At 67.9% G+C, this 26,700-nt stretch carries 22 protein-coding genes; 14 read left to right on the forward strand and 8 right to left on the reverse strand.

Annotation, left to right across the window (positions count from 1 at the left end; genetic code table 11):
- Positions 1 to 16: 16 nt before the first annotated feature.
- Positions 17 to 4,966 (forward strand): DNA translocase FtsK, encoded by a 4,950-nt coding sequence (locus tag NQV17_RS15385; protein ID WP_257772902.1) that lies wholly within the window; start codon positions 17 to 19, stop codon positions 4,964 to 4,966.
- Between the two features lie 110 nt (positions 4,967 to 5,076).
- Here NQV17_RS15385 and NQV17_RS15390 read toward each other — a convergent pair whose 3' ends face one another.
- Positions 5,077 to 6,324 carry a lactonase family protein gene (locus NQV17_RS15390; protein WP_257772903.1) on the reverse strand — a complete coding sequence of 416 codons (1,248 nt, stop codon included), beginning with the start codon at positions 6,322 to 6,324 and terminating at the stop codon, positions 5,077 to 5,079.
- 166 nt (positions 6,325 to 6,490) lie between these two features.
- Here NQV17_RS15390 and NQV17_RS15395 point away from each other — a divergent pair, with 166 nt between their 5' ends.
- Both NQV17_RS15395 and NQV17_RS15400 read left to right on the forward strand, forming a co-directional pair.
- Positions 6,491 to 8,320 (forward strand): glycoside hydrolase family 15 protein, encoded by a 1,830-nt coding sequence (locus tag NQV17_RS15395; protein ID WP_257772904.1) that lies wholly within the window; start codon positions 6,491 to 6,493, stop codon positions 8,318 to 8,320.
- A gap of 211 nt (positions 8,321 to 8,531) precedes the next feature.
- Entirely contained in the window at positions 8,532 to 10,019 is a 1,488-nt protein-coding gene (locus NQV17_RS15400) for a polyhydroxyalkanoate depolymerase (RefSeq protein ID WP_257772905.1), read from the forward strand.
- Between the two features lie 156 nt (positions 10,020 to 10,175).
- On the opposite strand, the gene NQV17_RS15405 is transcribed toward NQV17_RS15400, so the two are convergent.
- Positions 10,176 to 10,808, reverse strand: a complete 633-nt coding sequence (locus tag NQV17_RS15405) for a TetR family transcriptional regulator (RefSeq protein ID WP_040144743.1) — start codon at positions 10,806 to 10,808, stop codon at positions 10,176 to 10,178.
- 162 nt (positions 10,809 to 10,970) lie between these two features.
- On the opposite strand from NQV17_RS15405, the gene rsxB reads away from it, so the two are divergent.
- Positions 10,971 to 11,966 carry an electron transport complex subunit RsxB gene (gene rsxB, locus NQV17_RS15410; protein WP_257772906.1) on the forward strand — a complete coding sequence of 332 codons (996 nt, stop codon included), beginning with the start codon at positions 10,971 to 10,973 and terminating at the stop codon, positions 11,964 to 11,966.
- Positions 11,963 to 12,607, forward strand: coding sequence for an endonuclease III (nth, locus tag NQV17_RS15415; protein ID WP_257772907.1), 645 nt, complete (start codon positions 11,963 to 11,965; stop codon positions 12,605 to 12,607). The genes rsxB and nth overlap by 4 nt, the downstream gene beginning before the upstream one ends.
- 114 nt (positions 12,608 to 12,721) lie before the next feature.
- Here nth and NQV17_RS15420 read toward each other — a convergent pair whose 3' ends face one another.
- A complete protein-coding gene (locus NQV17_RS15420) occupies positions 12,722 to 13,651 on the reverse strand; it encodes a DMT family transporter (RefSeq protein ID WP_044846446.1) in 930 nt (309 codons plus the stop codon).
- A 241-nt stretch (positions 13,652 to 13,892) separates the two neighbouring features.
- Here NQV17_RS15420 and NQV17_RS15425 point away from each other — a divergent pair, with 241 nt between their 5' ends.
- Entirely contained in the window at positions 13,893 to 14,360 is a 468-nt protein-coding gene (locus tag NQV17_RS15425) for a DUF1841 family protein (protein WP_374692714.1), read from the forward strand.
- Positions 14,361 to 14,431: 71 nt separating this feature from the next.
- Here NQV17_RS15425 and NQV17_RS15430 read toward each other — a convergent pair whose 3' ends face one another.
- A complete protein-coding gene (locus NQV17_RS15430; RefSeq protein ID WP_011885615.1) occupies positions 14,432 to 14,791 on the reverse strand; it encodes a cytochrome c in 360 nt (119 codons plus the stop codon).
- A 40-nt stretch (positions 14,792 to 14,831) separates the two neighbouring features.
- Complete coding sequence (locus tag NQV17_RS15435; protein ID WP_257772908.1) at positions 14,832 to 15,191, reverse strand: cytochrome c; 360 nt, start codon at positions 15,189 to 15,191, stop codon at positions 14,832 to 14,834.
- A 244-nt stretch (positions 15,192 to 15,435) separates the two neighbouring features.
- Here NQV17_RS15435 and NQV17_RS15440 point away from each other — a divergent pair, with 244 nt between their 5' ends.
- From NQV17_RS15440 to NQV17_RS15460, 5 genes are all read left to right on the forward strand, one after another.
- A complete protein-coding gene (locus tag NQV17_RS15440) occupies positions 15,436 to 16,278 on the forward strand; it encodes a MoxR family ATPase (protein ID WP_044846443.1) in 843 nt (280 codons plus the stop codon).
- Positions 16,279 to 16,299: 21 nt separating this feature from the next.
- Positions 16,300 to 17,475: a VWA domain-containing protein gene (locus NQV17_RS15445; protein WP_257772909.1), complete on the forward strand. Its 1,176-nt coding sequence runs from the start codon at positions 16,300 to 16,302 to the stop codon at positions 17,473 to 17,475.
- 56 nt (positions 17,476 to 17,531) lie between these two features.
- Positions 17,532 to 18,743 carry a benzoate/H(+) symporter BenE family transporter gene (locus NQV17_RS15450; protein ID WP_044846441.1) on the forward strand — a complete coding sequence of 404 codons (1,212 nt, stop codon included), beginning with the start codon at positions 17,532 to 17,534 and terminating at the stop codon, positions 18,741 to 18,743.
- 168 nt (positions 18,744 to 18,911) lie between these two features.
- Positions 18,912 to 19,865 carry a transaldolase gene (tal, locus tag NQV17_RS15455; protein WP_257772910.1) on the forward strand — a complete coding sequence of 318 codons (954 nt, stop codon included), beginning with the start codon at positions 18,912 to 18,914 and terminating at the stop codon, positions 19,863 to 19,865.
- A gap of 251 nt (positions 19,866 to 20,116) precedes the next feature.
- Positions 20,117 to 20,569 (forward strand): VOC family protein, encoded by a 453-nt coding sequence (locus tag NQV17_RS15460; RefSeq protein ID WP_257772911.1) that lies wholly within the window; start codon positions 20,117 to 20,119, stop codon positions 20,567 to 20,569.
- Between the two features lie 90 nt (positions 20,570 to 20,659).
- On the opposite strand, the gene mctP is transcribed toward NQV17_RS15460, so the two are convergent.
- The 3 genes from mctP to NQV17_RS15475 all read right to left on the reverse strand — a co-directional run bounded on the left by mctP (position 20,660) and on the right by NQV17_RS15475 (position 23,565).
- Positions 20,660 to 22,210, reverse strand: coding sequence for a monocarboxylate uptake permease MctP (gene mctP, locus NQV17_RS15465; protein WP_257772912.1), 1,551 nt, complete (start codon positions 22,208 to 22,210; stop codon positions 20,660 to 20,662).
- Entirely contained in the window at positions 22,207 to 22,449 is a 243-nt protein-coding gene (locus tag NQV17_RS15470) for a DUF3311 domain-containing protein (protein WP_011657556.1), read from the reverse strand. Before NQV17_RS15470 ends, mctP begins: the two co-directional genes overlap by 4 nt.
- Positions 22,450 to 22,647: 198 nt before the next feature.
- Complete coding sequence (locus NQV17_RS15475) at positions 22,648 to 23,565, reverse strand: spermidine synthase (protein WP_124487185.1); 918 nt, start codon at positions 23,563 to 23,565, stop codon at positions 22,648 to 22,650.
- A 478-nt stretch (positions 23,566 to 24,043) separates the two neighbouring features.
- Here NQV17_RS15475 and NQV17_RS15480 point away from each other — a divergent pair, with 478 nt between their 5' ends.
- The 3 genes from NQV17_RS15480 (at position 24,044) to NQV17_RS15490 (ending at position 26,639) form a co-directional block, all read left to right on the forward strand.
- Complete coding sequence (locus tag NQV17_RS15480; protein ID WP_257772913.1) at positions 24,044 to 24,406, forward strand: type II toxin-antitoxin system RelE/ParE family toxin; 363 nt, start codon at positions 24,044 to 24,046, stop codon at positions 24,404 to 24,406.
- Positions 24,403 to 24,726, forward strand: a complete 324-nt coding sequence (locus tag NQV17_RS15485; protein WP_039319579.1) for a helix-turn-helix domain-containing protein — start codon at positions 24,403 to 24,405, stop codon at positions 24,724 to 24,726. The genes NQV17_RS15480 and NQV17_RS15485 overlap by 4 nt, the downstream gene beginning before the upstream one ends.
- 110 nt (positions 24,727 to 24,836) lie before the next feature.
- Positions 24,837 to 26,639 carry an alkaline phosphatase gene (locus tag NQV17_RS15490; protein ID WP_257772914.1) on the forward strand — a complete coding sequence of 601 codons (1,803 nt, stop codon included), beginning with the start codon at positions 24,837 to 24,839 and terminating at the stop codon, positions 26,637 to 26,639.
- Positions 26,640 to 26,700 lie beyond the last annotated feature (61 nt).

The raw sequence follows: 26,700 nt of genomic DNA on the forward strand, positions 1-26,700 counted from the left end.
CCTGTTTCATCAAAGCATGCACACGGTTGTCTTCGGCTGGTTCGGCATCTCCGCCGTCTGGTTCCTCCTTCTCATCTGGCGTCTCGTTCAGGCGATGCTGCCCGGCGGCGGCGGACTCGCCGGCCGCGGCTCGATTCGCCTGTGGCTCGGCTTCGCGGCCGTGTTCGTCGCGAGCTGCGCGCTGACGAGCCCGCTGTCGGGCCCCGACTCGAATGCGCTCGGCCACGCGTTCTCGAACGGCTTCGCGCATGTGCTCGGCCCGATCGGCACGCCGGTCGCGATGGTCGTGCTGTTCTTCGCTGGCCTGCCGTGGCTGACCGGCATCGGCTGGCGGCAGTTCGCCGCGTGGGTCGATACGTCGTTCGGCGTCAAGCTCGCGCGCGACGTCGACGACGACGACGTGCGCGGCGTTGCCGACCTGCCGCGCAGCGCGCTGCATCGCGACGACGACATCGTGCAGCCGACCACCGCCCATACCGTCAACTCGATGGCGCCGCGGCAGAACGGCCGGTATTCGCGCCCGACGTTGTGGAAGCCCGATCCGCAGGCGCGGCCGAAGCCGCGCAGCAAGCCCGCGCCGCGTCCGCTCGCCGAGCCGGTCGCGCCGACGGGCTGGCTGAAGCCGACGTCGGCCAATCGCATGCCGCCGCCCGCACCGGGCGCGACGAGCGCCATGCCGCCCCCGACGACCGGCAGCACCGCCAGCCTCGCGCGCGCCGCCGCGAACACCCAGGTGCCACGCCCGAGTCCGGCCCCGCTGCCGGCCGGGTTCGAGCCCGTTCGGCCGCAACCGACCGCCGCGCGACCGGCCGCAGCCGCGCTGAAGCAACCGGCCGCGCCGCGCACCGCGGTCACGCCGCGCCCGGCCGCCGCGACGCCGCCGCGCACGCCCGCCCGCCCGGTGACGGGCGCCGGCGCCGCCGGCCAGTCGCCGGACGCCGCACGACGCCGCCCCGCGCCGCCGGCCCCGGCACGCGCGCCGCTCTACGCGTGGGTGCAACAGCCCGCGGAGCCGATCACGCCGGCACCGAGCGTTCACGACACGCTGCGCTCGATCGAAGCCAGTACCGCACAGTGGGCGACGATGGACGGTGTGCGGCAGGCCGATGCGTCGTCGGCACCGGCCGCCGCGGTTGCAGCGGCGGGCAGCGTCGCCGCGTCGGCGTCGACGGCCGTACCGGCCGGGATCGTTGCGGACGCGCATCAGGCCTCGCCCCGCGACGCAGTCCGTCCGGACTCGCACGAAGCCGCGCCGGCCTATGACGACGCACCGATCGTGCTGGATGCATTCATGCCGGCGGAGCCGAGCATGCGCGTGCCTGCCGTCGATACGGATGGCGCGGCATTCGACGAGGCCGTGCTGCCATCCGACGACGCACCGATCGTGCTGGATGCGTTCATACCGGCCGAGCCGGGCGTGCGCGTGCCTGCTGTCGATACGGGTACCCCGGCGTTCGGCGAGACCGTGCGGCATGCCATGCCGGATCCCGGCGTCGAAACCGATGCGCCGACGCGTCACGCGGACCGCGAGCATCGGCATGGAGCCGATGCACCAGCCGCGCCGGCATTCGATGCTCCGATCGACTTTGCGCCTTGGGAAGACATCGTCAGCCCGCCGGTTTCCGGGCTCGGCGCGTCGCATGAAAGCCCGATTGCCGCGCCACCGTCGGACGCGGACGAGTCGGTGGCCGCGAGCGCAGCGGTCGAGACGCCTTCGGCCGCTGTCACGTCGACCGTGAGCGCCACGGGCCGTACCGTCGATGCGAAGGATGCGGCAACCGCCGCCGGAATTGCCGGCCAGGTCCAATCGCACGCTACGGCGCTTGCCGATACCGCCGTATCGGTCGTCGCGAAAGAACACGCGCACGCGACGCAGGATGTCGTGAAGCCGGTCCAGCCGGTCACGCCGCCTCCCCTCTCCGCTTCGTCGATCGCGGCAACGCCGACGCAGCCGCGTGCCGATGCAGTGCCCGTCGCAGCAGCGACGACGGCAGCCTCGGCCGCGTCGAACACGGCACCGGCCGGCGCCGTGACGGGAACGGTCTGGCACGCGGCAGCAAAGCACGGTGGCGAAACCGCTCCGTTGCCTGCAGGCATGCAACGCGCCACGCCGCCGGCAACGGCGGCAGCACCGGCGGCACCGGCGGCATCGGCCACCGCGGTCATGGAACCGGCGTTCGTCGACGCCGCTGCCTCCTCCGCATCATGGTCGAAGCCTTTGTCGGCTGAGCCCTTCGCTGATGCGCAGACGACCTCGGCAGCTGACGCGTCGTCGCCCGTCGGCAGCGCACCCGGTTCTGCTGCGCCGGCACCCGCGAACACGCCGAACAGCACACCTGTCGCCGCAGCGCCTGCGTTTACCGGCATGACGAACCCGGCCGCCGGTTCGCTGTCGCGACCGTCCGCATCAGCAGCGTCTGTTGCGCCTGTTGCGTCTGCTGCACCTGTTGCGTCTGCTGCACCTGTTGCGTCTGCTGCACCTGTCGCGCCCGTTGCACCGTCCGCGCCGGTGAGTGTCACGGGTACTGCGTACGGTTCCGGCGTTCGCGTGCCGGCTGCCGCAGCGTCGACGATCGACGCCACGGATCCGGCATCGAGCACGGTCACGCCGGCGCCCGAACCGACGACGCCTGCCCGGACGCCTTCGACAAGTGCCGCCGTCCCGTCCGCCGCGCAGCCGTCCGCACCCGCGCCGACCGCGGCAGCCGCCACGGCGCCCGCATCGACCGGCACGTCCTTCAGCGCAACCGGATCGCAACCTGCGCAACGCACGCCGGTGTCGCCTGCCGCCGCGTCTTTCGCCTCGTCGGGCAGCGCATTGGCCGCAACGTCAACCGCACCGACGACGCCTTCGGCAGCATCGACCACCCGCATGCCTGACGGTTCGGCATTCGGTGTGCCGGCCGCGACGACTGGAGCGACGCAGACGACAACCGGCGCCGCGCCTGTCGCTGCCACTGCCATCGCCCCGACACCGTCTTCCGGCACACTCGCCCCGACGAGCACGGTCGCCGTTGCCGCCCCCGCCGCATTCGGCGCCACGCCTGCCGCGACAAATGGCGCGCCGGCCTCCTTCGCCGCTGCCCCCGCCGCGACGGCACCGGCCGCGTCGCCGACTTCCGCGCCCCCGTCGGTCTCGGCATTGCCGACCTACTCCGCGCCGGGCGGATCCGTCGACACGACGACACCGGCGCACTCCATCGCGTCCGCACCGCTGCCGCAGGCCCCGTCGTTTACTACCCCGCCGGCTCCCGCCGCTGCGCCGGCGAGTTGGTCCATGTCCGACATCGGCACGACGCCCGCGACAACCGGCATCACGATCCCGGCCGCCACGACCGCGCCGCTTCCGGCCGCAACGCCGCCCGCGGCCACCGTGCCGCCGGCGCCGGCACCGGCGGAATCGAGCGCCCCGGCCGCCGACGCATCGGCCGCACCCGCGCGCCAGCCGCGCCCGAACGCGTTCGAATTCCACGCACCCGCGTCGTTCAACGTGGAGTTGCCGACGCTCGACCTGCTCGAGCCCGCGTCCGACGACGTCGAAACGATCACCGAGGAACACCTCGCGCAGACGGCCCAGGTCATCGAGCAGCGCCTGCAGGAGTTCAAGGTGCCGGTGACGGTGGTCGGCGCGTCGGCCGGCCCGGTGATCACGCGCTTCGAGATCGAACCCGCGCTCGGCGTGCGCGGCAGCCAGATCGTCGGCCTGATGAAGGACCTGTCGCGCGGCCTCGGCCTCACGTCGATCCGCGTCGTCGAGACGATTCCCGGCAAGACCTGCATGGGCCTCGAGCTGCCGAACGCGAAACGCCAGATGATCCGCCTGTCGGAAATCCTCGAGTCGCGCCAGTACCAGCATTCGGCGTCGCAGCTGACGATCGCGATGGGCAAGGACATCACCGGCCACCCGGTCGTCACCGATCTCGCGAAGGCGCCGCACATGCTGGTCGCCGGCACGACGGGTTCGGGCAAGTCGGTCGCGATCAACGCAATGATCCTGTCGCTGCTGTACAAGGCGACGCCCGAGGACGTGCGGCTGATCATGATCGACCCGAAGATGCTCGAGCTGTCGGTCTACGAAGGCATCCCGCACCTGCTCGCGCCGGTCGTCACCGACATGAAGCTCGCGGCGAACGCACTGAACTGGTGCGTCGGCGAAATGGAGAAGCGCTACCGGCTGATGTCGGCCGTCGGCGTGCGCAACCTCGCGGGCTTCAACCAGAAGATCCGCGACGCGGAGGCGAAGGAAAAGAAGATCGGCAACCCGTTCTCGCTGACGCCCGACGATCCCGAGCCGCTGTCGAAGCTGCCGCTGATCGTCGTCGTGATCGACGAGCTGGCCGACCTGATGATGGTCGCCGGCAAGAAGATCGAGGAGCTGATCGCCCGTCTCGCGCAAAAGGCGCGCGCGGCCGGCATCCACCTGATCCTCGCGACCCAGCGCCCGTCCGTCGACGTGATCACCGGCCTGATCAAGGCGAACATCCCGACGCGCGTCGCGTTCCAGGTGTCGTCGAAGATCGACTCGCGCACGATCCTCGACCAGATGGGCGCCGAATCGCTGCTCGGCCAGGGCGACATGCTGTTCCTGCCGCCGGGCACGGGCTACCCGCAGCGCGTGCACGGCGCGTTCGTCGCGGACGAGGAAGTGCACCGGATCGTCGAATACCTGAAGCAGTTCGGCGAGCCGCAGTACGAGGAAGGGATTCTCGACGGCCCGGCCGCCGACGGTGCGACGCAGGACCTGTTCGGCGAAGCGCCGGATGCGGAAGCCGATCCGCTGTACGACGAAGCGGTCGCGTTCGTCGTGCGCACGCGGCGCGCGTCGATCTCGTCGGTGCAGCGCCAGCTGCGCATCGGCTACAACCGCGCCGCGCGCCTCGTCGAGCAGATGGAGGCGGCCGGACTGGTGTCGCCGATGGGCATCAACGGCAGCCGCGAGGTGCTCGTGCCGGCCGCGGCCGACTGAGCATGGCGGCCGCATGGCCGCCGACGATCGATCCGGGCGCCTCGCGCAAGCGGCCGCCCGAACGAACAAGGGCGCTGCCTCGGCAGCGCCCTTTTTTCATGGACGGCGATTTACAGCGCCACCGGCACCAGCTTGAAGTCGACCGGGCTGCCGACCGTGACCTTCTCCGGATTCGCGCCGAGCTGCCCCGTTTGGACGTCGCGGCTGAACACGTAGAACGTGTCGCTGTCCTGGTTGCCGACGATCAGCCACTTGCCCGTCGGATCGATCAGGAATTCACGCGGCGTCTTGCCGAGGCTCGACTGGCGCCCGACGGTCTTCAGCCGGCCGTCGGCCTGGTTCACCGCGTAGATCACGATTTCGTTCACGTCGCCGCGATTGCTCGCGTACAGGAAGCGGCCGTCCGGCGACAGGTGGAGCGCGCCGCCGCCGACCTTGCCCTTGAAGCCCGCCACCGTCATCGGCAGCGTCTCGACCGGCGTCAGCTTGCCGTCGCGGTAGCCGAACACCTCGACCGACGCGTTGAGTTCGCTCGTCACGTACGCGAACCGGCCGTCGGCGCTGAATACCATGTGACGCGGGCCGGAGCCGGCCTTCACCGGCGTGTAGCGCGTGTCGGTCGGGCTGATCAGCCCGCGGCTGCCGTCCACCGTGTAGCGGTAGCCGTAGAGCTTGTCCGCGCCGAGGTCCTGCACGAACAGGTAGCGGCCGTCGGGCGAGAACACCGTCGAGTGCACGTGCGCGCCGTCCTGGCGCCCCTTCACGGGCCCCGTGCCCTCGTGATGCACCGTCAGCACGGCCGGGCCGGCCGCGCCGCCGTCGCGGATCGGGAACACGGCGAAGCTGCCGCCCGGATCGGCCGCAACCGAGTAGTTGGCCGTGACGAGGTACTTGCCGTCCGGTGACAGCGCGAGATAGCAAGGATCGTTCCCTTCCGCCGACACGCGGTCGATGAACGTGAGCGCCCCCGTCTTCGGATCGAAGCCGAACGTGCTGATGCCGCCGCGCTGCGTGGCCGGCCCGTTGTCGCCGGGCAGTTCGTTGACCGCGTAGACGGTGCGACCGTCGCGGCTCGGCAACAGGTAGGACGGATTCACGGTCTTCGCCGACGACACGGGCGCGACGCTGCCCGTTTTCGTATCGAAGCGGTACACGTAGATCCCGTCGCTGCCGTGCCCCGTATAGGTGCCGACGAGCAGGTTGTAGACGCCGCCGGCCGGTGCCGGCGATTGTTGCGCGAAGGCGTGGGTCGCGGACAAGGAAAGCACGAGCGCGAAACCTTTCATCCAGTGAGCGAACCTAAGCGGGAACCCTCGTGTCGAAGCGCGCGCGTCACGCTCGCGTAAACGGTTGGGCATTGAATCCTCCTTGCATCGAGTCGCTTCAAGTGTTGAGATAGGACGAAACGCCGGCCGTTCATGCGCTCCGCCGCCCGGGCGAGTATACGGGGCGCGACGCCGGCGCGTGAAGCCCGGGCGCCGCAGCCCTGCATCGTGAACTCGAATATCCAAGGACCGCTTGCCCATGCCCGCCCTGATCGAAGACTACGCCCTCGTCGGCGACGGCCACACCGCCGCGCTGATCTCGAAAGACGGCTCCGTCGACTGGCTGTGCTGGCCCCGCTTCGATTCGGGCGCCTGTTTCGCGGCGCTGGTCGGCACGCCCGAGCACGGCCGCTGGCTGCTCGCGCCGGCCGCCGACGCCGCGATCACGCACACGACGCGCCGCTATCGCGGCGACACGCTGATCCTCGAAACCGACTACGAAAGCGCCGACGGCGCGGTCACCGTGATCGACTTCATGCCGCCCGGCAACGGCTGGTCCGAACTGGTGCGGATCGTCGTCGGCCGCCACGGCACGATGAAGATGCGCATGGAACTGGTGTTGCGCTTCGACTACGGTTTCTCGATCCCGTGGGTCACGCAGCTGACGCGCGAGGACGGCATGAAGGCGATCGCCGGCCCCGATACCGTCGTGCTGCGCACGCCGGTGCCGCTCACCGGCAAGAACCTCCACACGCTCGCGGAATTCACGGTGAGCGCCGACGAACGTGTGCCGTTTTCGCTCAGCTATGCGGCGTCGCACCTGCGGCTGCCGCCCGCGCGCGATCCGCTGTCGATGCTCGCGCGCACCGAGAACTACTGGCTCGAATGGTCGGGCCGCTGCCAGGTGCAGGGCCGCTACGCGGCCGCCGTGCGCCGTTCGCTGATCACGCTGAAGGCGCTCGCGTACGAGCCGACGGGCGGCATCGTCGCGGCGCCGACCACGTCGCTGCCCGAGAAGATCGGCGGCAACCGCAACTGGGACTACCGCTACTGCTGGCTGCGCGACGCGACGATCACGCTGCTCGCGCTGATGCGCGGCGGCTATTACGACGAGGCGCGCGCGTGGCGCACGTGGCTCGGCCGCGTGATGGCCGGCTCGCCCGAGCAGATCCAGATCATGTACGGGATCGCGGGCGAGCGCCGGCTGCCGGAAATGGAGCTCGACTGGCTGCCCGGCTACCAGGATTCGAAACCGGTGCGCGTCGGCAACGGCGCCGCGAACCAGCTCCAGCTCGACGTGTTCGGCGAAGTGATGGCCGCGCTCCACCTCGCGCGCGTGGGCGGCCTGCAGGCCGACGACACGGTGTGGTCCGTCCAGTGCGCGCTGCTCGACCATCTCGAGAAGATCTGGCGGGAGCCCGACGAGGGCATCTGGGAGACGCGCGGCGGCCGCCGCCACTTCACGTTCTCGAAGGTGATGGCGTGGGTCGCGTTCGACCGCGCGATCAAGTCGGCGGAGATGTTCCGGCTGCCCGCGTCGCTCGACCGCTGGCGCGCGCTGCGCGACCGGATCCACGCGGACGTGTGCGACAACGCATGGCATGAAGGCAAACAGGCGTTTGCCCAGAGCTACGGCAGCGACGAGCTCGACGCGAGCGTGCTGCTGCTGCCGCTGCTCGGCTTCCTGCCGCCGGAAGACCCGCGCATCGTCGGCACGGTCGACGCGATCGAGCGGGAATTGCTGCACGACGGCCTCGTGATGCGCTACCGCACGACCGAGTACGACGACGGACTGCCGCCGGGCGAAGGCACGTTCCTCGCGTGCAGCTTCTGGCTGGTCGACAATTACGCGCTGCTCGGCCGGATCGACGACGCGCACCGGCTGTTCAGCCGGCTGCTCGCGCTGTCGAACGACCTCGGGCTGCTCGCCGAGGAATACGATCCGGTCGACGGCCGGCTCGTCGGCAATTTCCCGCAGGCGTTCTCGCACGTGGCGCTCGTGCATACCGCGATGAACCTGATGCACCACGAAGAGGCGATGGCGCGCGCGGCCGGCCAGCCGGCGCCGGCCGTGGCGACGGGGCGCTGAGCGCGGGTGGAGCGGCTTCTTCAGAGATCGTCAATTCGCAAACGTTTGATGAAAAATCGGAGAAATGTTGCGTTGCAACATTCATCGTTGTCCGATATGATCGATTCGATTGTCCGGCCGCACTGCAACATGGCCGGTCGCTGACCCACACGGCACGCCGCGACGCCACACGCCGCCCCTGCGCACCGTCCCCCAAGCGGGAGTAGTCTGCATGCTTTACCAACTGCACGAATTCCAGCGGGCGATGCTGAGCCCGCTCACGGCCTGGGCCCAGGCCGCCTCCAAGTCGTTCGCCAATCCGTCCAGCCCGTTCTCGCTGATGCCCGGCGCAGCGCGGATGGCCGCCGCGTACGAACTGATGTACCGCCTCGGCAAGGATTACGAGAAGCCCGAATTCAACCTTCACCAGATCGTCAAGGACGGCCACAACATCCCGATCGTCGAGCAGACGATCATCGAGAAGCCGTTCTGCCGGCTGCTGCGTTTCAAGCGCTATTCGGACGACGCCGATGCCGTCACGCAGCTGAAGGACGAGCCGATCGTGCTGGTCTGCGCGCCGCTGTCGGGCCACCACTCGACGCTGCTGCGCGACACCGTGCGCACGCTGCTGCAGGATCACAAGGTGTACATCACCGACTGGATCGATGCGCGGATGGTGCCGGTCGAGGTCGGCCCGTTCCACCTGCACGACTACATCGCTTACATCCAGGAATTCATCCGCCACATCGGCGCGCGCAACCTGCACGTGATCTCCGTGTGCCAGCCGACCGTGCCGGTGCTCGCGGCGATCTCGCTGATGGCGAGCCGCGGCGAGGACACGCCGCTCACGATGACGATGATGGGCGGCCCGATCGACGCGCGCCGCAGCCCGACGTCGGTGAACTCGCTCGCGACGCAGCACTCGACCGCCTGGTTCGAGAACAACGTGATCCATACGGTGCCCGCGAACTATCCGGGCGAAGGCCGCCACGTGTATCCGGGCTTCCTGCAGCACACGGGCTTCGTCGCGATGAACCCGGAACGTCACGCGCAATCGCACTGGGACTTCTACCAGAGCCTGCTGCGCGGCGACGAGGACGACGCCGAGGCGCACCGCCGCTTCTACGACGAGTACAACGCGGTGCTCGACATGGCGGCCGAGTACTACCTCGAGACGATCCGCGTCGTGTTCCAGGAATTCCGGCTCGCGGAAGGCACGTGGGATGTCGAAGGCGAGCGCGTGCGTCCGCAGGACATCAAGCACACCGCGCTGATGACGATCGAGGGTGAACTCGACGACATCTCGGGCAGCGGCCAGACGCACGTCGCGCACGAGCTGTGCACGGGCATCCCGCAGGACGACCGCCGCAGCCTGACCGCCGAGAAGTGCGGTCACTACGGGATCTTCTCGGGCCGCCGCTGGCGCACGATCATCTATCCGCAGTTGCGCGACTTCATTCGCGAGCATGCGCCGGAACCGAAGGACGGCACGACGAAGTTGCCGCCCGATGCACAGGACGCGACCACGATCGGCGCCGTGCCGGCCGCCACGCCGCAGCCTGAAACGACGGCGCGCGCCACCGCCGCGAAACGCACGCGCCCGAAAGCGCCGGCCGTGACGGTCGCACCCGCCAGGACGGCCGTCGCGAAGGCCGCACCGGCCGCGAAACGCGCAGGCAGCACGCGCGCCAAGCCCGTGCGGGCACGCAAGGCCGCCTGACGCACCGCGTTCCGACGCAAAAACGCCGCCGTTGCTTGCGCACGGCGGCGTTTTTTTTCATCCGGCGGTCGCGATCGCGGCGACTCATCGGCTCATCGGCTCATCGGCTCATCGACGCGTCGGTTCGTCGGCGCGTCGGTTCGACGGTTAGTCAACTCAGCGCCGCAGCAGATACGCGAGCAGCACCTCGGTGTTCATCCTGACCATCTCCGCGCGCTCGTCGGCTTCGCTGAAGTCGCGGCCGAGCGTCGCGGCGAGCGTGAAGCGGTTCGACACGATGTAATAGCCGAGCCCCGACAGCGTCACGTAGAAGCGCAGCGGATCGACGTCGCTGCGGAACAGCCCGGCCTTCTGGCCGCGCATCAGCACGTTGCCGAGCTTCGCGACGATCGGCGACATCATCTCGCGGATCCGCGTCGACTTGTGCAGGTAGCGCGCTTCGTGCAGGTTCTCGTTGTTGATGAGCCGCAGCAGCTCGGGATGATCGCGGTAGTAGTCCCACACGAAATGCGCGAGCCGCGTGACGGCCTCGACGGGCGCGACGCCATCCAGATCGAGCACGCGCTCGGCCTCGGTCAGCGCGGAGAACGCGTGTTCGAGCACGGCCGTAAACAGCTGCTCCTTGCTGCCGAAGTAGTAATAGAGCATGCGCTCGTTGGTTTCGGCCCGGCGCGCGATCTGGTCGACGCGTGCGCCGAACAGCCCTCCACCCGCGAACTCTTCGGCTGCCGCCATCAGGATGCGGCGGCGTGTACCTTCAGGATCTCTTTTGATTTTTGGCTGATTCATGGTGGCGTTTTGCTATGTGAGCCGCGTGATCCTGATCCGGACCGGCACCCCCACCGCCTCGGCGCCGGCTGCCCTGGAACGAGCGCGCCGCATGCGGCCGCCCTCCTGCTGAGCCCCTGCAAAAAAGCGGTTCGATTATGCGCACAGACAGCGTCCAGCGCAATGCGGGAAATCGGCGATAATCAAGGTTTGGCAAACCTTTCCGGCCGCGCCAGACGCGGCCGAGAGCCATTCGGCGCTGCTGCGCCCGTTGTCACCGTGACCGATTCCAAGACCCTCGCGGATCGCATCGAAGATCTGCTTCCCCAGACGCAATGCACGAAGTGCGGCTATAACGGCTGCCGTCCGTACGCCGAAGCGATCGCCGCCGGCGACGCGAACTACAACCAGTGCCCGCCCGGCGGCGCCGAAGGCATCGCGCGCCTCGCGCGCCTGCTCGGCAAGCCCGTGATCCCGCTGAACCCCGTCAACGGCGCCGAGCATCCGCGCGCCGTCGCGTTCATCGACGAAAGCCTGTGCATCGGCTGCACGCTGTGCATGCAGGCGTGCCCGGTCGACGCGATCGTCGGCGCACCGAAACAGATGCACACGATCGTCGAATCGCTGTGCACGGGCTGCGACCTGTGCGTACCGCCCTGCCCGGTCGACTGCATCGCGATGGTCCCCGTGACCGACGAGCGCACCGGCTGGGACGCGTGGTCGCAGGAACAGGCGGACGCCGCGCGCGAGCGCCACGACCGCCGGCTCGCCCGCCAGCGTCGCGAACGCGAGGCCGCCGAGGCGCGCGCCGCCGCCCGCCGCGCGGCCAGCGCGGGCGCCAGCGCGGCCAAGGCTGCGCCGGCCGCGGAACAGCCGGGTGCAGCGGGCGCGGCCCCAGCCGACGACGCCGACGCGAAGAAACGCGCGATCATCGCGGCCGCGCTCGAACGCGCCCGCAAGAAGAAGGAAGAACTGTCCGGGCAAGGCGCCGGGCCGAAGAACACCGAAGGCGTGAGCGCGGCCGTGCAGGCGCAGATCGACGCGGCCGAAGCCCGCCGCAAGCGGCTCGCCGAACAGCAGGCGCAGCGCGATGCCGAGGCCGCCGGCGACACCCCCGGCGATCCGGACCACGACGACCGGAACGGCCCGTCCGCGCCGCCCGACAAGAACCGTCCATGAACGCCACGAAACGACGCGCGATCTACGAAACGCTGCAAAGCCTCAATCCGCATCCGACCACCGAGCTCGAATACACGACGCCGTTCGAGTTGCTGATCGCGGTGATGCTGTCCGCGCAGGCGACCGACGTGTCGGTCAACAAGGCGATGCGCAAGATGTTTCCGGTCGCGAACACCCCGCGACAAATCGTCGCGCTCGGTGAAGAAGGCGTCGCCGACTACATCAAGACGATCGGCCTGTACCGCACCAAGGCCAAGAACGTGATCGCGACGTGCAACATCCTGCTCGAGCGCTACGACGGCGAGGTGCCGGCCGATCGCGAAGCGCTCGAGAGCCTGCCGGGCGTCGGCCGCAAGACCGCGAACGTCGTGCTGAACACCGCATTCGGCCAGCCGACGATCGCGGTCGACACGCACATCTTCCGCGTCGCGAACCGCACGGGGCTCGCGCCGGGCAAGGACGTGCGGGCCGTCGAGGCCGCGCTCGAGAAGTTCACGCCGAAGGAATTCCTACAGGACGCGCATCACTGGCTGATCCTGCACGGGCGCTATGTGTGCAAGGCGCGCAAGCCCGAATGCTGGCACTGCGCGATCGAGCCGCTGTGCGAATTCCGACCGAAGACGCCGCCGCCCAACGAGTGAGCGTCAGCCGCGGCTGACGCACTGCACGCGGCCGCTGGTACTGCTCGTGCCGAGGGCAGCGCGCGGCACGACCCGCGGACGCCTTTGCGGCGCCCGCGCCTTGTCCCTGCCCTGCTATGCGTTGGACGTCGCCGTCGCGTCGTCGGCCGCCGCGCCGCCCGCGCGCACGAGCGCGAGCACGGCCGCGAGGATCGCGACGCCGCCGATCCACTGCAACGGCGACAGCGCCTCGCCGAACAGCAGCGCCGCGAGCGCGACCGTCACGACCGGCTCGAGCGTCGACAGCATCGACGTGCGCGCGGCCCCCAGCCGCTCGAGCCCGGCGAAGAACGCGAGCATCGCGGCGACCGTCGACACCAAGGCGATCGCGAGCATCGACGCCCAGCCGCCGGCCGTCGCCGGCCAGCGCGGCGGCGCGCCGAACGCTGCGGTCCGCACGATCGCGATCGCGACGAGCGTCGCGGTCGCCGACAGGCAGATGATCGCGGTAGTCGCGAGCGGATCGACGCCGCGCGTCGCCTTCGTGCCGCCGACGATGTACAGCGAATAGATCACCGCGGCGGCCAGCGCGAGCGCGATGCCGAGCGGCTCGCCGTGGCCGCCGCCGACCATCAGCGCGGAGCCCGCGACGCAGAGCACGAGCGCGACCGCCTTCGCGCGCGTGAGGCGCTCGCCGAGCCACCATGCGGCCAGCAGCGTGACGAAGGCCGGATACAGGTACAGCAGCAAGGCGACGAGGCTCGCCTGCGCATGCTGGAGCGCACTGAAATAGCAGAACGACTGCCCGACGTAGCCGAGCGCTCCCATCGCGACGAGCGGCGCGAGCGTGCGGCCGCGCGGCCATGCGACGCGGCGGTGCCGCGCGATCGCGGCAAGGATCGCGCCGCCGATCGCGAAGCGCACGATCAGCAGCCCGAGCACGTCGACGCCGGCCGCATACGCATAGCGGCCGAAGATTGCCATCGCGCCGAATGCGGCGGCGGACAGCGCGACATAGAGCGCGCCCTGTAGCGCGGCGGACGATGAGCGGACGGTGGCGGACATGATGGTGCGGTGCGAGCGCGACGACGGCAATCGTCGGAGTGTAGCGGCGCGGCTGCCGGCGGCCTAGCCCGCGCTTACCCGTTGCGCGCCGGCCCGCACCTATCGGCACGGCGCCCGATGCGCCCGATGCGCCCGCCGCGCCCGCTGCATCCGCTGCATCCGCTGCGCGCCGCAAGCGCCCCGCCGGCCCCACCCGCCGCCAGCGCCGCGCGCCGACCCGGCGTACAATGCGCGACGCGGCATGACGCCGCCCGAATCACGACGTTTCCCCACCATGTTCAATCCGAGTCGCGACGAAGTCCGTCGCTTTTTCACCGAGACCTGGCGCAAGCAGCGCGCCGGCGAGATCCTGACGCCGCTGGAAGCGATGGCAGCCGACTGGATCGTCGAGCATCCGGAATACCACGACGACCTCGCGGACGCCGACGGCGCCGCCGCGCGCAACTACACGCCCGAGGAAGGCCGCACGAACCCGTTCCTGCATCTGTCGATGCACCTCGCGATCAGCGAGCAGCTGTCGATCGACCAGCCGCCCGGCATCCGCGCCGCGCACGACAAGCTGGCCGCGAAGCTCGACTCGACCCACGAGGCGCAGCACATGATCATGGAATGCCTCGGCGAGACGATCTGGGAAGCGCAGCGCACCGGCACGCCGCCCGATACGGACGCGTACCTGCAGCGCATCCTGCGCCGCGCGTCGCGCGACTGAGGCCGCGGACAAAAAAATACCCCGCCGCGGCGGGGTATTCCGGCTGCACGGACCAGCAAGGTCCGGCGCGCTTACTTCTTGAAGACGAGATCCGTCTCTTTCAGCGACTCGATGTAGGCCGCGATGTCCTTCATGTCGCTGACCGACAGGTTCTGCACCTGCGCCTGCATGATCGCGTTGTTGCGACCGAGCAGCGGGTTCGTCAGCCCCATCTGGTACTGGCGCATCGCCCACACGAGATAGTCGGCGTGCTGGCCCGCGAGGCGCGGATATTCTGCGTTGATCGGCTTGTTCAGCTGCGCGCCGTGGCAGGCCGCGCAGTTGTGCGACTCGACCAGCTCCTTGCCCTTCGTGGTGTCCGCCGCATGCGCGGTACCGATCGCGAGGCCGGCCGCCAGTGCAACCGCCGCCGTCTTGAATGCGTTGTTCATGAATGCTCCTGTCCCGCCGGTCAGATCGGCGGCGCGCGCTTTACTTGTAGGGATTGTCCTTCGTGTCGGCCTTCTGGACGGCGTAGTAAGCCGCCAGATCCGCGATGTCCTGATCCGTCAGCGAACCGGCGATCGCGTTCATCGACGGGAAGTGACGATCCTTCTTGCGGTAGGCCTTCAGCGCGTTCTCGAGGTATTGCTGGTTCTGGCCGCCGAGGACGGGCACCCGGTAGACCTCCGGATACGCCGAGCGGTAATCCTGGATGCCGTGGCAACCGATGCACATGGCGGCCTTGCTCGCCCCGTCCTTCGGGTTGCCGACCACACCGGCCGCCTGCGCGCTGCCAGCGAGCGCCACGAGCGCTGCGACAACCACGTGTTTGCCGACGAATTTGTTCATAGCTCTTGTAACCTAGCTTGAGGGGAAACTGGCGCCGAAGCGGCAACGGCCCGCGCCGTTTTGCTTGTCGGTCGCCACGCAGGCCAAAAAAAACGGCCAGATTGTACCGCGTCGGCGGGGAATGCGTCCATACGGCGCCCCGGCCCGCCCCGCCGCAGCCCCGCAACGATACGCGGCCCCGGCCCAACCGGACAGCCCTTCTGACTTATACTGGGTTTTTTTGCGACCAGGAAAGAGCGCCGCCATGCGTTTCGAAGGATCCTCGCACTACGTCGCCACCGACGACCTGAAGCTCGCGGTCAATGCCGCGCTGACGCTGCAGCGCCCGCTGCTGATCAAGGGCGAGCCCGGCACCGGCAAGACCATGCTCGCCGAGGAAGTGGCGGCCGCGCTCGACATGCCGCTGTTGCAGTGGCACATCAAGTCGACGACGAAGGCGCAGCAGGGCCTGTACGAATACGACGCGGTGTCGCGGCTGCGCGACTCGCAGCTCGGCGACGCGCGCGTGAAGGACATCGCGAACTACATCGTGAAGGGCGTGCTGTGGCAGGCGTTCGACGCCGAGCGCCCGAGCGTGCTGCTGATCGACGAGATCGACAAGGCCGACATCGAATTCCCGAACGACCTGCTGCGCGAGCTCGACCGGATGGAATTCCACGTGTACGAGACGCGCGAGACCGTGCGCGCGAAGCACCGCCCGCTCGTGATCATCACGTCGAACAACGAGAAGGAGCTGCCGGACGCATTCCTGCGCCGCTGCTTCTTCCACTACATCCAGTTTCCCGATCCGTCGACGATGCAGCAGATCGTCGCGGTCCACTTCCCGGACATCCGCGAGGAACTGCTGCGCGCGGCGCTCGAGAGCTTCTTCGAGCTGCGCGCCGTGTCGGGGCTGAAGAAGAAGCCGTCGACGTCCGAACTGCTCGACTGGCTGAAGCTGCTGCTCGCCGAGAACATCCCGGCCGACGCGCTGCGCGGCGTCGACGCGAAGCAGATCGTGCCGCCGCTCGCGGGCGCGCTGCTGAAGAACGAGCAGGACCTGAGCCTGCTCGAGCGGCTCGTCTACATGAACCGGCACAACCGGTAACCCACCCGCGAAGGCCCGGCCATGCTGCTCAATTTCTTCTACGCGCTGCGCGCAGCCAAGCTGCCCGTCTCGGTGAAGGAATACCTGACGCTGCTCGAATCGCTGAAGGCCGGACTGATCTCGCCGTCGATCGACGCGTTCTACTTCCTCGCGCGGATGACGCTCGTCAAGGACGAGCAGTATTTCGACAAGTTCGACCAGGCGTTCGGCGCGTATTTCCACGGCGTGTCCGCGCTGCCTTCCGAGGCGTTCGACGTTCCGCTCGACTGGCTCGAGAAACGCCTCCAGCGCGAGCTGTCGCCGGAGGAAAAGGCGCAGATCGAAGCAATGGGCGGCCTCGACAAGCTGATGGAGCGCCTGAAGGAACTGCTCGACGAGCAGAAGGAACGCCACGAAGGCGGCAACAAGTGGATCGGCACCGGCGGCACGTCGCCGTTCGGGCACGGCGGCTACAACCCAGAAGGCATGCGCATCGGCGGCCCGTCGAACGGCAACCGCACCGCGGTCAAGGTGTGGGAGGCGCGCGCGTACCGCGACTACGACGACTCGGTCGAGATCGGCACGCGCAACATCAAGGTCGCGCTGCGGCGCCTGCGCCGCTTCGCGCGCGAAGGCGCGGCCGAGGAGCTCGACCTGCCCGGCACGATCCGCAGCACGGCCGCGAACGCCGGCTGGCTCGACCTGCGGATGGTGCCCGAGCGCCACAACAACGTGAAGGTGCTGATGCTGCTCGACGTCGGCGGCTCGATGGACGACCACATCAAGCGCACCGAGGAGCTGTTCTCGGCCGCGAAGGCCGAGTTCAAGCACCTGGAGTTCTACTACTTCCACAACTGCGTGTACGACCACCTGTGGAAGAACAATCGCCGCCGTCACGCAGAGCGCACCGCGACGTGGGACGTGCTGCACAAGTTCACGCCCGACTACAAGCTGATCTTCGTCGGCGACGCGACGATGAGCCCGTACGAGGTGCTGCAGCCCGGCGGCTCGGTCGAATACAACAATCCGGAAGCCGGCGCCGTCTGGCTGCGCCGCCTCGCCGACCAGTTCCCCCACCATGCCTGGCTGAACCCGGAGCCCGAGCGGCTATGGGAATACCGGCAATCGGTCTCGATCATTCGCGACGTGCTCGGTCAGCGCATGTACCCGCTCACGCTCGCGGGCCTCGAAACCGCGATGCGCGCACTCAGCAAGTAACGAACCCACCCTGCAGACACGAAGGCCGCGTCCAGGCGGCCTCCCCCGGAGATAGCATGAACCCTTCGCCCACCGCGAGCGCTGGCCGCGCCGGCGGCCGCCGCTTTTTCACCGATACGTCCGTCTCGGCGCTGGTCGCCGGCTTCGTCGCGATGATGACGGGCTACACGAGCTCGCTCGTGCTGATGTTCCAGGCCGGCCGCGCCGCGCACCTGACCGACGCGCAGATCTCGTCGTGGATCTGGGCGCTGTCGATCGGCATGGCGCTGACGACGATCGGCCTGTCGCTGCGCTTTCGCGCGCCCGTCGTGGTCGCCTGGTCGACGCCCGGCGCCGCGCTGCTGATCGCGTCGCTGCCCGGCGTGCCGTATCCCGAGGCCATCGGCGCGTTCGTCGTGTGCGCACTGCTGCTGACCGCGGTCGGCCTGAGCGGGCTGTTCGACACGCTGATGCGGCGCATTCCGGCCGGCATCGCTGCCGCCCTGCTCGCGGGCATCCTGTTCGAGATCGGCATCGAGATCTTCCGCGCCGCGCAGTTCCAGACCGCGCTCGTGCTCGCGATGTTCTTCACCTACCTGATCGTCAAGCGGCTCGCGCCGCGCTACGCGATCGTCACGACGCTGCTCGTCGGCACCGTGGCGGCCGGCGGCCTCGGCCTGCTCGACTTCAGCCGCTTCCACATCGCGCTCGCGCAACCCGTGTTCACGATGCCCGCGTTCTCGATCGCGTCGATCGTCAGCATCGGCATTCCGCTGTTCGTCGTCGCGATGGCGTCGCAGAACGTGCCGGGCATCGCGGTGCTGCGCGCGGACGGCTATTCGACCCCGTCGTCGCCGCTGATCGCGTCCACCGGCCTCGCGTCGCTGCTGCTCGCGCCGTTCGGCTCGCACGGCGTGAACCTTGCGGCGATCACCGCGGCGATCTGCACGGGCCCCGAAGCGCACGAGGATCACGCGAAGCGCTACACGGCCGCCGTGTGGTGCGGCACGTTCTACCTGATCGCCGGGATCTTCGGCGCGACGATCGCCGCGCTGTTCGCGGCACTGCCGAAGGCGCTCGTCGTGTCGGTCGCCGCGCTCGCGCTGTTCGGCTCGATCATGAGCGGGCTCGCGAACGCGATGCAGGACGTGAAGCAGCGCGAAGCCGCGCTCGTCACGTTCATGGTCACCGCGTCGGGTCTGACGCTGTTGTCGATCGGCTCGGCGTTCTGGGGCCTCGTCGCGGGGATCGTCACGCAGGTGATCCTGAACGCGCGGCGCCCCGCGTGATGCGGCGCGACGCCCGCCACGGCAGGCGCCGGACCTGCCAAAACGTGCCCGACACGAATCGGGCCTAAAATGATGGATCGAAGGCGGCGCCCGGCGCCGCCTCGCTTCGCCGCCGCGCTCGCGCGGCCCGTGAGAACCCGGCGCACCGCGCCCTTCTTCCGAATCGCCATGACTACCGCACTCGACCAGCTGAAGCAGTACACGACCGTCGTCGCCGACACGGGCGATTTCCAGCAGCTTGCGCAATACAAGCCGCAGGATGCGACCACGAACCCGTCGCTGATCCTGAAGGCCGTCCAGAAGGACGCATACAAGCCGATCCTCGAGAAAACCGTCCGCGATCATCGCAACGAAAGCACCGATTTCATCATCGACCGCCTGCTGATCGCATTCGGCACCGAGATCCTGAAGCTGATTCCGGGCCGCGTGTCGACCGAGGTCGATGCGCGCCTGTCGTTCGACACGCAGCGCTCGATCGACAAGGGTCGCGAACTCATCGCACTGTACGAAGCCGCCGGCGTCGGCCGCGAGCGCATCCTGATCAAGCTCGCGTCGACGTGGGAAGGCATTCGCGCGGCCGAGGTGCTGCAGAAGGAAGGGATCAAGTGCAACATGACCCTGCTTTTCTCGCTCGTGCAGGCCGCCGCGTGCGCGGAAGCCGGCGCGCAACTGATCTCGCCGTTCGTCGGCCGCATCTACGACTGGTACAAGAAGCAGGCCGGCGCCGACTGGGATGAAGCGAAGAACGGCGGTGCGAACGATCCGGGCGTGCAGTCGGTGCGCCGCATCTACACCTACTACAAGACGTTCGGCTACAACACCGAAGTGATGGGCGCGAGCTTCCGCACGACGAGCCAGATCACCGAGCTCGCGGGCTGCGACCTGCTGACGATCAGCCCCGATTTGCTGCAGAAGCTGCACGACAGCACCGACACGGTGGCGCGCAAGCTGTCGCCGGACGCGCTGCTGGACAAGCCGACCGAGCGCGTCGCGATCGACGAGGCATCGTTCCGCTTCCAGCTGAACGACGAAGCGATGGCGACCGAAAAGCTGTCCGAAGGCATCCGCGTGTTCGCCGCCGACGCGGTGAAGCTCGAAAAGCTGATCGACGGGCTGCGCTGAACCGCGCCGCACGTGACGTGACGGCCGTCAGTTGAACTGTCAGCAACCCTGACAACAGCCGTCAGCAGGCGTGACGAACGGCCGCGAACCGCGTGTTCGCGGCCGTTTTTATTTTTCATTCCATCGTCAGGCACGCGCACTACAATCCACGTCACGAGTGCGCCGGCCGCATCCCGGCGTGCTCTTCCCGGTCAATCTTGGAAGTACCCGCGCCGGCACCGACACGCCGGCCCGGTCAACAGGAGACAACGATGCAAGTCCAACCGTATCTGACGTTCTACGGCCGCGCGGAAGAGGCCCTTCAGTTCTACGAAAAGGCGCTCGGCGCGAAGACGATGTTCAAGATGCACTTCAAGGATGCGCCGCCGAATCCCGAACACGCGATCACGCCCGAGATGGCCGACAAGGTGATGCATGCGAGCTTCATGATCGGCGACTCGATGATCATGTGCTCGGACGGCGACTGCAGCCAGCCGGGCGGCACGCACGCCGGCTATTCGCTTTCGCTGAACCCGGCGACGGTCGAGGAAGGCCAGAAGCTGTTCAATGCGCTCGCCGACGGCGGCGAAGTGACGATGCCGTTCGGCAAGACGTTCTGGGCGCTCGGCTTCGGGATGGCGAAGGACCGTTTCGGCGTGCACTGGATGGTCAACGTCGAAGACCTGTCGCAACGCGAGGATCTCGTGAAACGCGCGCAGGGCTGACGCCAGCGAAAACGCCCGCCACTTCGCAGTGACGGGCGTCGTTGCCGCTGCGCGATGCGCGGCCCGCGACACGCGGCCGCGCCGCCCGCATCAACCCTCGACGACGTCGAGATAATCCTCCGGCCGCGTGCGATCCTCCGCATGCGCCATGCCCATCGCGCGCACGAGCACGCTCACCGCCACCGCCACCACCAGGTTCACGACCAGCGACCACACGGCCGCGTAGCCGGGAATCGCGAGGCCGAACAGGTGGATCGTGAAGATCGAGCTCGCAAGCTTCAGCGACACCGCCATCCACGTGCCGCACACGATGCCGGCCGCCCAGCCGGCCAGCAGGCCGCGATGGTCGAGCAGCCGCGTGTACAGGCCGAGCACGATCGCGGGCAGCGTCTGGATGATCCAGATCCCGCCGAGCAGCTGCAGCTGGATCGCATAGGTGAGCGGCAGCCCGAGGATGAACGCGACCGCGCCGACCTTCACGATCAGCGAAGTGAGCTTCGCGACGTGCGTCTCCTGGTCGTGCGTCATGTTGCGGTTGATGAACTCGCGGTGGATGTTGCGCGTATAGAGGTTCGCGGCCGCGATCGACATGATCGCCGCCGGCACCAGCGCGCCGATGCCGATCGCCGCGAACGCGACGCCGACGAACCACGACGGGAAATACTCGAGGAACAGCGCGGGCACCGCGAAGTTCGGGCCGAACGCCTTGAAGTACGGCGCGTACTGCGGCATGTCCTTCACGCCCGCCGCAAGCGCCATGTAGCCGAGCAGCGCGAGCAGGCCGAGCACGAACGAGTACGCGGGCAGCATCGCCATGTTGCGGCGGATCGAGTTGCCGGACGACGACGACAGGATCGCCGTGACCGAGTGCGGATACAGGAACAGCGCGAGCGCCGAGCCGATCGCGAGCGTCACGTACGCGCTGTAGCCGTTCAGGCTCGCCGCGTCCGGCGCCTTCAGCAGCAGCTTCGCGGGCGGCACGCTCGCGAAGATGTGGCCGAAGCCGCCGAGCTTCGCCGGGATCACGATGACCGCCGCGGCGATCGTGATGTAGATCAGGATGTCCTTCACGATCGCGATCATCGCGGGCGCGCGCAGCCCCGACGTGTACGTGTACGCGGCGAGGATCGCGAACGCGATGATCAGCGGCAGGTCGCCGACGAAGCCCGTCGTGTCGAAGCCGAGCGCGCCGATCACGACTTCGATGCCGACGAGCTGCAGCGCGATGTACGGCATCGTCGCGAGGATGCCCGTCACCGCGATCGCGAGCGCGAGCATCCGGCTGCCGTAGCGTGCGTTCACGAAGTCGGCGGCCGTCACGTAGCCGTGGCGCTTCGCGATGCTCCACAGCTTCGGGAACACGACGAACGCGAACGGGTAGATCAGGATCGTGTAGGGCAGCGCGAAGAAGCCCATCGCGCCGGCGCCGAACACGAGCGCGGGCACCGCGACGAACGTATAGGCCGTGTAGAGGTCGCCGCCGAGCAGGAACCACGTGACGATCGTGCCGAAGCGGCGGCCGCCGAGGCCCCATTCGTCGAGGTGGGCGAGATCGCCGCGCCGCCAGTTCGCGGCCAGGAAACCGATGATCGTGACTCCGATGAACAGGAGCACGAAGACGAAGGTCGCGCCGAGATTCATCGCGCACCTCCCTGCGGGCCGCTCGCCTTCCACGCGTTCTTGGTCTTGAAATAGACGAACGCGGTGATCACCGCGCTAATGAAGACCCAAAGGAGCTGGTACCAGTAGAAGAACGGAAATCCGAACCATTGCGGTTCGATCTTGCTGTACGACGGTACCCACACCATCGCGATCAGCGGCAGTACCAGCAGCCAGAGCCAGCGCTTGGCGGCCCGATTGGCGTCGGCATCGTGAGCCATGACGTCTCCTCATCTTTCCCGGTTATCGATCTTGTCAAGCGGGTACGGCGGCGAGAGGAGCGGCAAAACGGGTAAGCTGCGGCTCCCCTGGCTTCGCGCCAGTATAGGAGCCGCGAACGCGCGGTCAAGCGGGGGCGAACCCGAGGTGATCCGCCCCCAGTCACGCGGTTGCACCGGCATGCGGCCGGCGCATGAGCGTCAGATCGCGAACGAGGATTCGCGTGCGCCGATCGTTTCTTTCAAAGCTTTCACCCACTTGCGCGCGGGCAGCTTCAGCGTGTCCTCGATCAGTTTCGCGCGGGCTTCCAGCTGCGCGAACGACACGTCGAGCGCAGGGCCCGAGAACGCGATCGCGATCCGGTTGCCGTCGTGCACTTCCGGCAGCGCGATCACGCGATGGTCGAACGCCGCGTTCAGGTGCTTCATGTTGCGCACGAAGCTCGGATGGTCGCCGAACAGGTTGATCGTCGCGATGCCGGCGTCGGCGAGGCAGCCGCGCACCGCGCGGTAGAACGCGACGCTGTCGAGCACCGGGCCGCGTGCGGTCGCGTCGTACAGGTCGATCTGCAGTGCGCCCGTCGTGCCGCGGTTGGCCGGATCGTTGACGAAGTCCCACGCGTCGGCTTCGTGCACGACGAGGCGTGCGTCGTCGGGCGGCAGCGCGAACATCGTGCGTGCGGCGACGATCACGGCCGGGTTCAGTTCGACGGCTTCGACCTTCGCGTGCGGCAGGAAGCGGTGCGAGAACTTCGTCAGCGCGCCGGTGCCGAGCCCGAGCTGGACGATCCGCTCGGGCGTTTCGAGGAACAGCAGCCACGCCATCATCTGCTGCGCGTATTCGAGCTCGATGGCGAGCGGCTTCGAAATCCGCATCGCGCCCTGCACCCATTCGGTACCGAAGTGCAGGAAGCGCACGCCGCGCTCTTCCGAGAACGTGACGGGCGCGAAGCGCGGCTTGCGCGGTGCGTCGAGGACGGGCACGTCGTCGTGTTCGTCGATCTCCGGGCGGCGCTTCACGCGCGGCGGCTGGAGCTGTTCGGAGCCGTTGTAGGCGGACGGCTTGCGTTTTTTGAACGCGCGCGCCTCGGCGGACGCGCGCTTGATCAGTCGGGTCATGATTGAATCTCGCTGGGTGACGCTGGATGAGCGGACGAGAGGATAGCATTGGTGGCAGCGGGAACCGCACCGCACGCTTGGTCATGCACGACTTCGACTTCACCGCGCCGTTGGCGCTGCGCTGCGTTCATTGATCGAAGGAGGACGCACGACCTCGAAGGTGCGACACGCACGCACGTGCGATCGCCGCTCTTCGGCAACGAACAACCCGCTTCCCGCCGTCATCGCCCCACAGCGATCGCCCTCTGTCGAACGGCTGAATTGCCCCGGTCTCCCCGCGACGCAAAGATGTGAAGGAACGGCCATCGGCCGGAAGATCACGCGCGCGCTCGCCTTCGTCAACACGCACCGCGGTGCCGCCGGCATCGCCCGTCGGCGTTCACCTCCAGCCTGCCCCGCCCCCGCACCGCATGCGAACGGTCGCACCGGGTTCCTGCGCGCACCTTGAAAATATACCCAAATAGGGATAAATTCATCGATGGATCCGTACATCAAACCGCTGTATTGGCTCGGCTCGGCGCGCAAGGACCTCAAAGCGATGCCCGAAGCCGTGCAGGACACGTTCGGTTATGCGCTGTATCTGGCGCAGACCGGACGCAAGCACGAGCAGGCGAAACCGTTGCGAGGATTCGGATCGGCCGGCGTGCTCGAGATCGTGGAATCGGAAGACAACGGCACATACCGCGCCGTCTACACGGTGAAGCTCGGGAGCAGCGTCTACGTGCTGCACTGCTTCCAGAAAAAATCATCGTGCGGCATCGCGACGCCGAAGCCGGGCAGCGATCTCGTCCGCGCACGCCTGAAAGCAGCCGAAGCACACGCACAAGGAGCAAGACGATGATCGAAATCGAACCGGGCAGCGGGAACGTCTACGCTGATCTGGGCATGCGCGATGCCGACGAAATGCGCGTGAAGGCTCAACTCGCCGCCAAGATCGCGGAGATCATCAAGGCGCGCAAATGGACGCAGCAGCAGGCGGCCCGGCTGCTCGGCATGACGCAGCCGAAGCTGTCGAACATGCTGCGCGGGCAGTTTCGCGGCGTGAGCGAAACGAAGATGCTCGAATGTCTGGCGAAGCTCGGACGCGACGTGCAGATCGTCGTCGGGCCTGACCGTCAGTCCGAAGTCGAAGGGCACATCGAAGTCGTATTCGCCGCCTGACGGCAACGTCGTGCCGATGTTCCGGATTGCAGGGCGAGCGACGCAATCGCGTACTGCTGCATCGCGACGCCCCTCTCCTGGCATCCTTGGTATGTCGATCGGGAGGATCGATGGATCGCCGCCATTTCCTCAAGTCGTCGACCTTTTTCACGGTTGCGGCAGCCACCGGTACGCTTGGCGTGCCGCTGTCGGCCCGATCTGCCAGCGCCGCGCGCAAAGGCCGGTATCGGTTCCCGCAAGGCGTCGCCAGCGGTGATCCGCGCGATCGCTCCGTCGTGTTCTGGACGCGCTGCGTGCCCGTCGCCGAGAACGCGCGACACCGCGCGAAAGGCGTCGCGCACACGATCCCGTTACGGCTCGAAGTATCGACGCGGCCGGATTTCTCGGCGCTCGTCGCCAGCGTTCCGTTGGGAGCACGCGCCATCTATGACTTCACCGTGCGCGCGAAGGTAACGGCGCTCGCACCGAATCTCACGTACCACTACCGGTTCGTCGCCGGCGGCGACGTGAGTGCCACCGGCGTCGCGCGCACGGCTCCCGATGTTGACGAGGCCAACCACCGCGTTCGCTTCGCATGGCTCACCTGCCAGGACTGGAGCATCAATCACTGGCAAGCCATGAGCCTGCTGGCAGCCGAAAGCGATCTCGATTTCGTCGTGCATGTGGGCGATTACATCTATGAGACGGTTGGGGCCTCGAGACCCGGCACGGTCGAGGCGGCGCACCCTCCGCTGCGCCTGCCTGACGGAAAGCCGCTCGCCGATGGCCGCGTGTATGCCGATACGCTCGAAGACTATCGGACGCTCTATCGCACCTATCGTACCGACCCGCGCTTGCAGACGCTGCACCAGCGCCTGCCGATGATCGCGATATGGGACGACCACGAATTTTCCGACGACTGCTGGCAGGATCATCAGGTCTACACCAACGAGGAAAGGCAGGAGACGCAGCGCCGCCGCAACGCCAGTCGCGCGTGGGCGGAGTACATGCCGGTGGACTGGAGCGACGTGCGCTTCGAACCGGACAATCCGTCGTACACCAACATTCGTATCTATCGCGAATTTCGCTTCGGCACGCTGATGCATCTCGTGATGACGGACGAGCGGCTGTATCGCGACGACCATGTCGTCAGCGAGGCGTCTGTCGCGCGTGCACGCGGGCACGACCCGGTCAATGGCGACGACGCAGCCGGCTCGCGCTACTTCGTCAACCAGGGTGTGCTGCAGCGCCTGGAGGCGCAGGCTACCGCGCAGCTTGGTCGCGCGCCGACGATGCTCGGCCCGGAGCAGACGCAATGGTGGAAGGCCACGATGAAGGGTTCGCCTGCGACCTGGAAGGTGTGGGGCAACGAGGTGATGTTGAACCGACTGTGGGCCGTGATGCCAGGCGCGCCGCAGACACCGGCGGCACGCCTCGTGATCGATTGCGACGCATGGGACGGCTATCCGGCGCACAAACGCGAGCTGCTCTCATACCTGAACGAGCAGGGAATCCGCAACGTCGTCGCGATCAGCGGGGACCTGCATGCGTTTCAGTGCGGCATCGTGCGGGAGGACCCCGACCCTGCAAAAGGTTCGCCCGTGGCCGTCGACTTCGTCTGCGCAGGCATCAGCAGCGCGTCCTTCTATTCCTACCTGAAAGCCGCATGGAGCGGCACGCCGTTTGCGTCACTGGCCGCCACCCCGGCCAAACTCGACACCTTCCTGACGACGAACAACCCCGATCTGCGCCACGCCGACCACGACGCACAGGGCTATGCGTCAGCCACCGTCACGCCGGAGCTTTTTTGCGTGGTGTTCAACAAAGTGAGGCCGCTGAACCCGGACGGCACCGCGCCCGCAGATGCCCTGCTCGATCGCACGCGATTGACCGTGCCCAAGGATTCGGTCGAGGTGCGCGTCGAGCGCTTCTAGGTTCACGCTTCAGAGATGGCGCATGCTCGCGCTGCCATTTTGTTCAGTTTGACATCGGCGT

This window comes from Burkholderia sp. SCN-KJ (assembly GCF_024656005.1).
GTDB lineage: Bacteria > Pseudomonadota > Gammaproteobacteria > Burkholderiales > Burkholderiaceae > Burkholderia.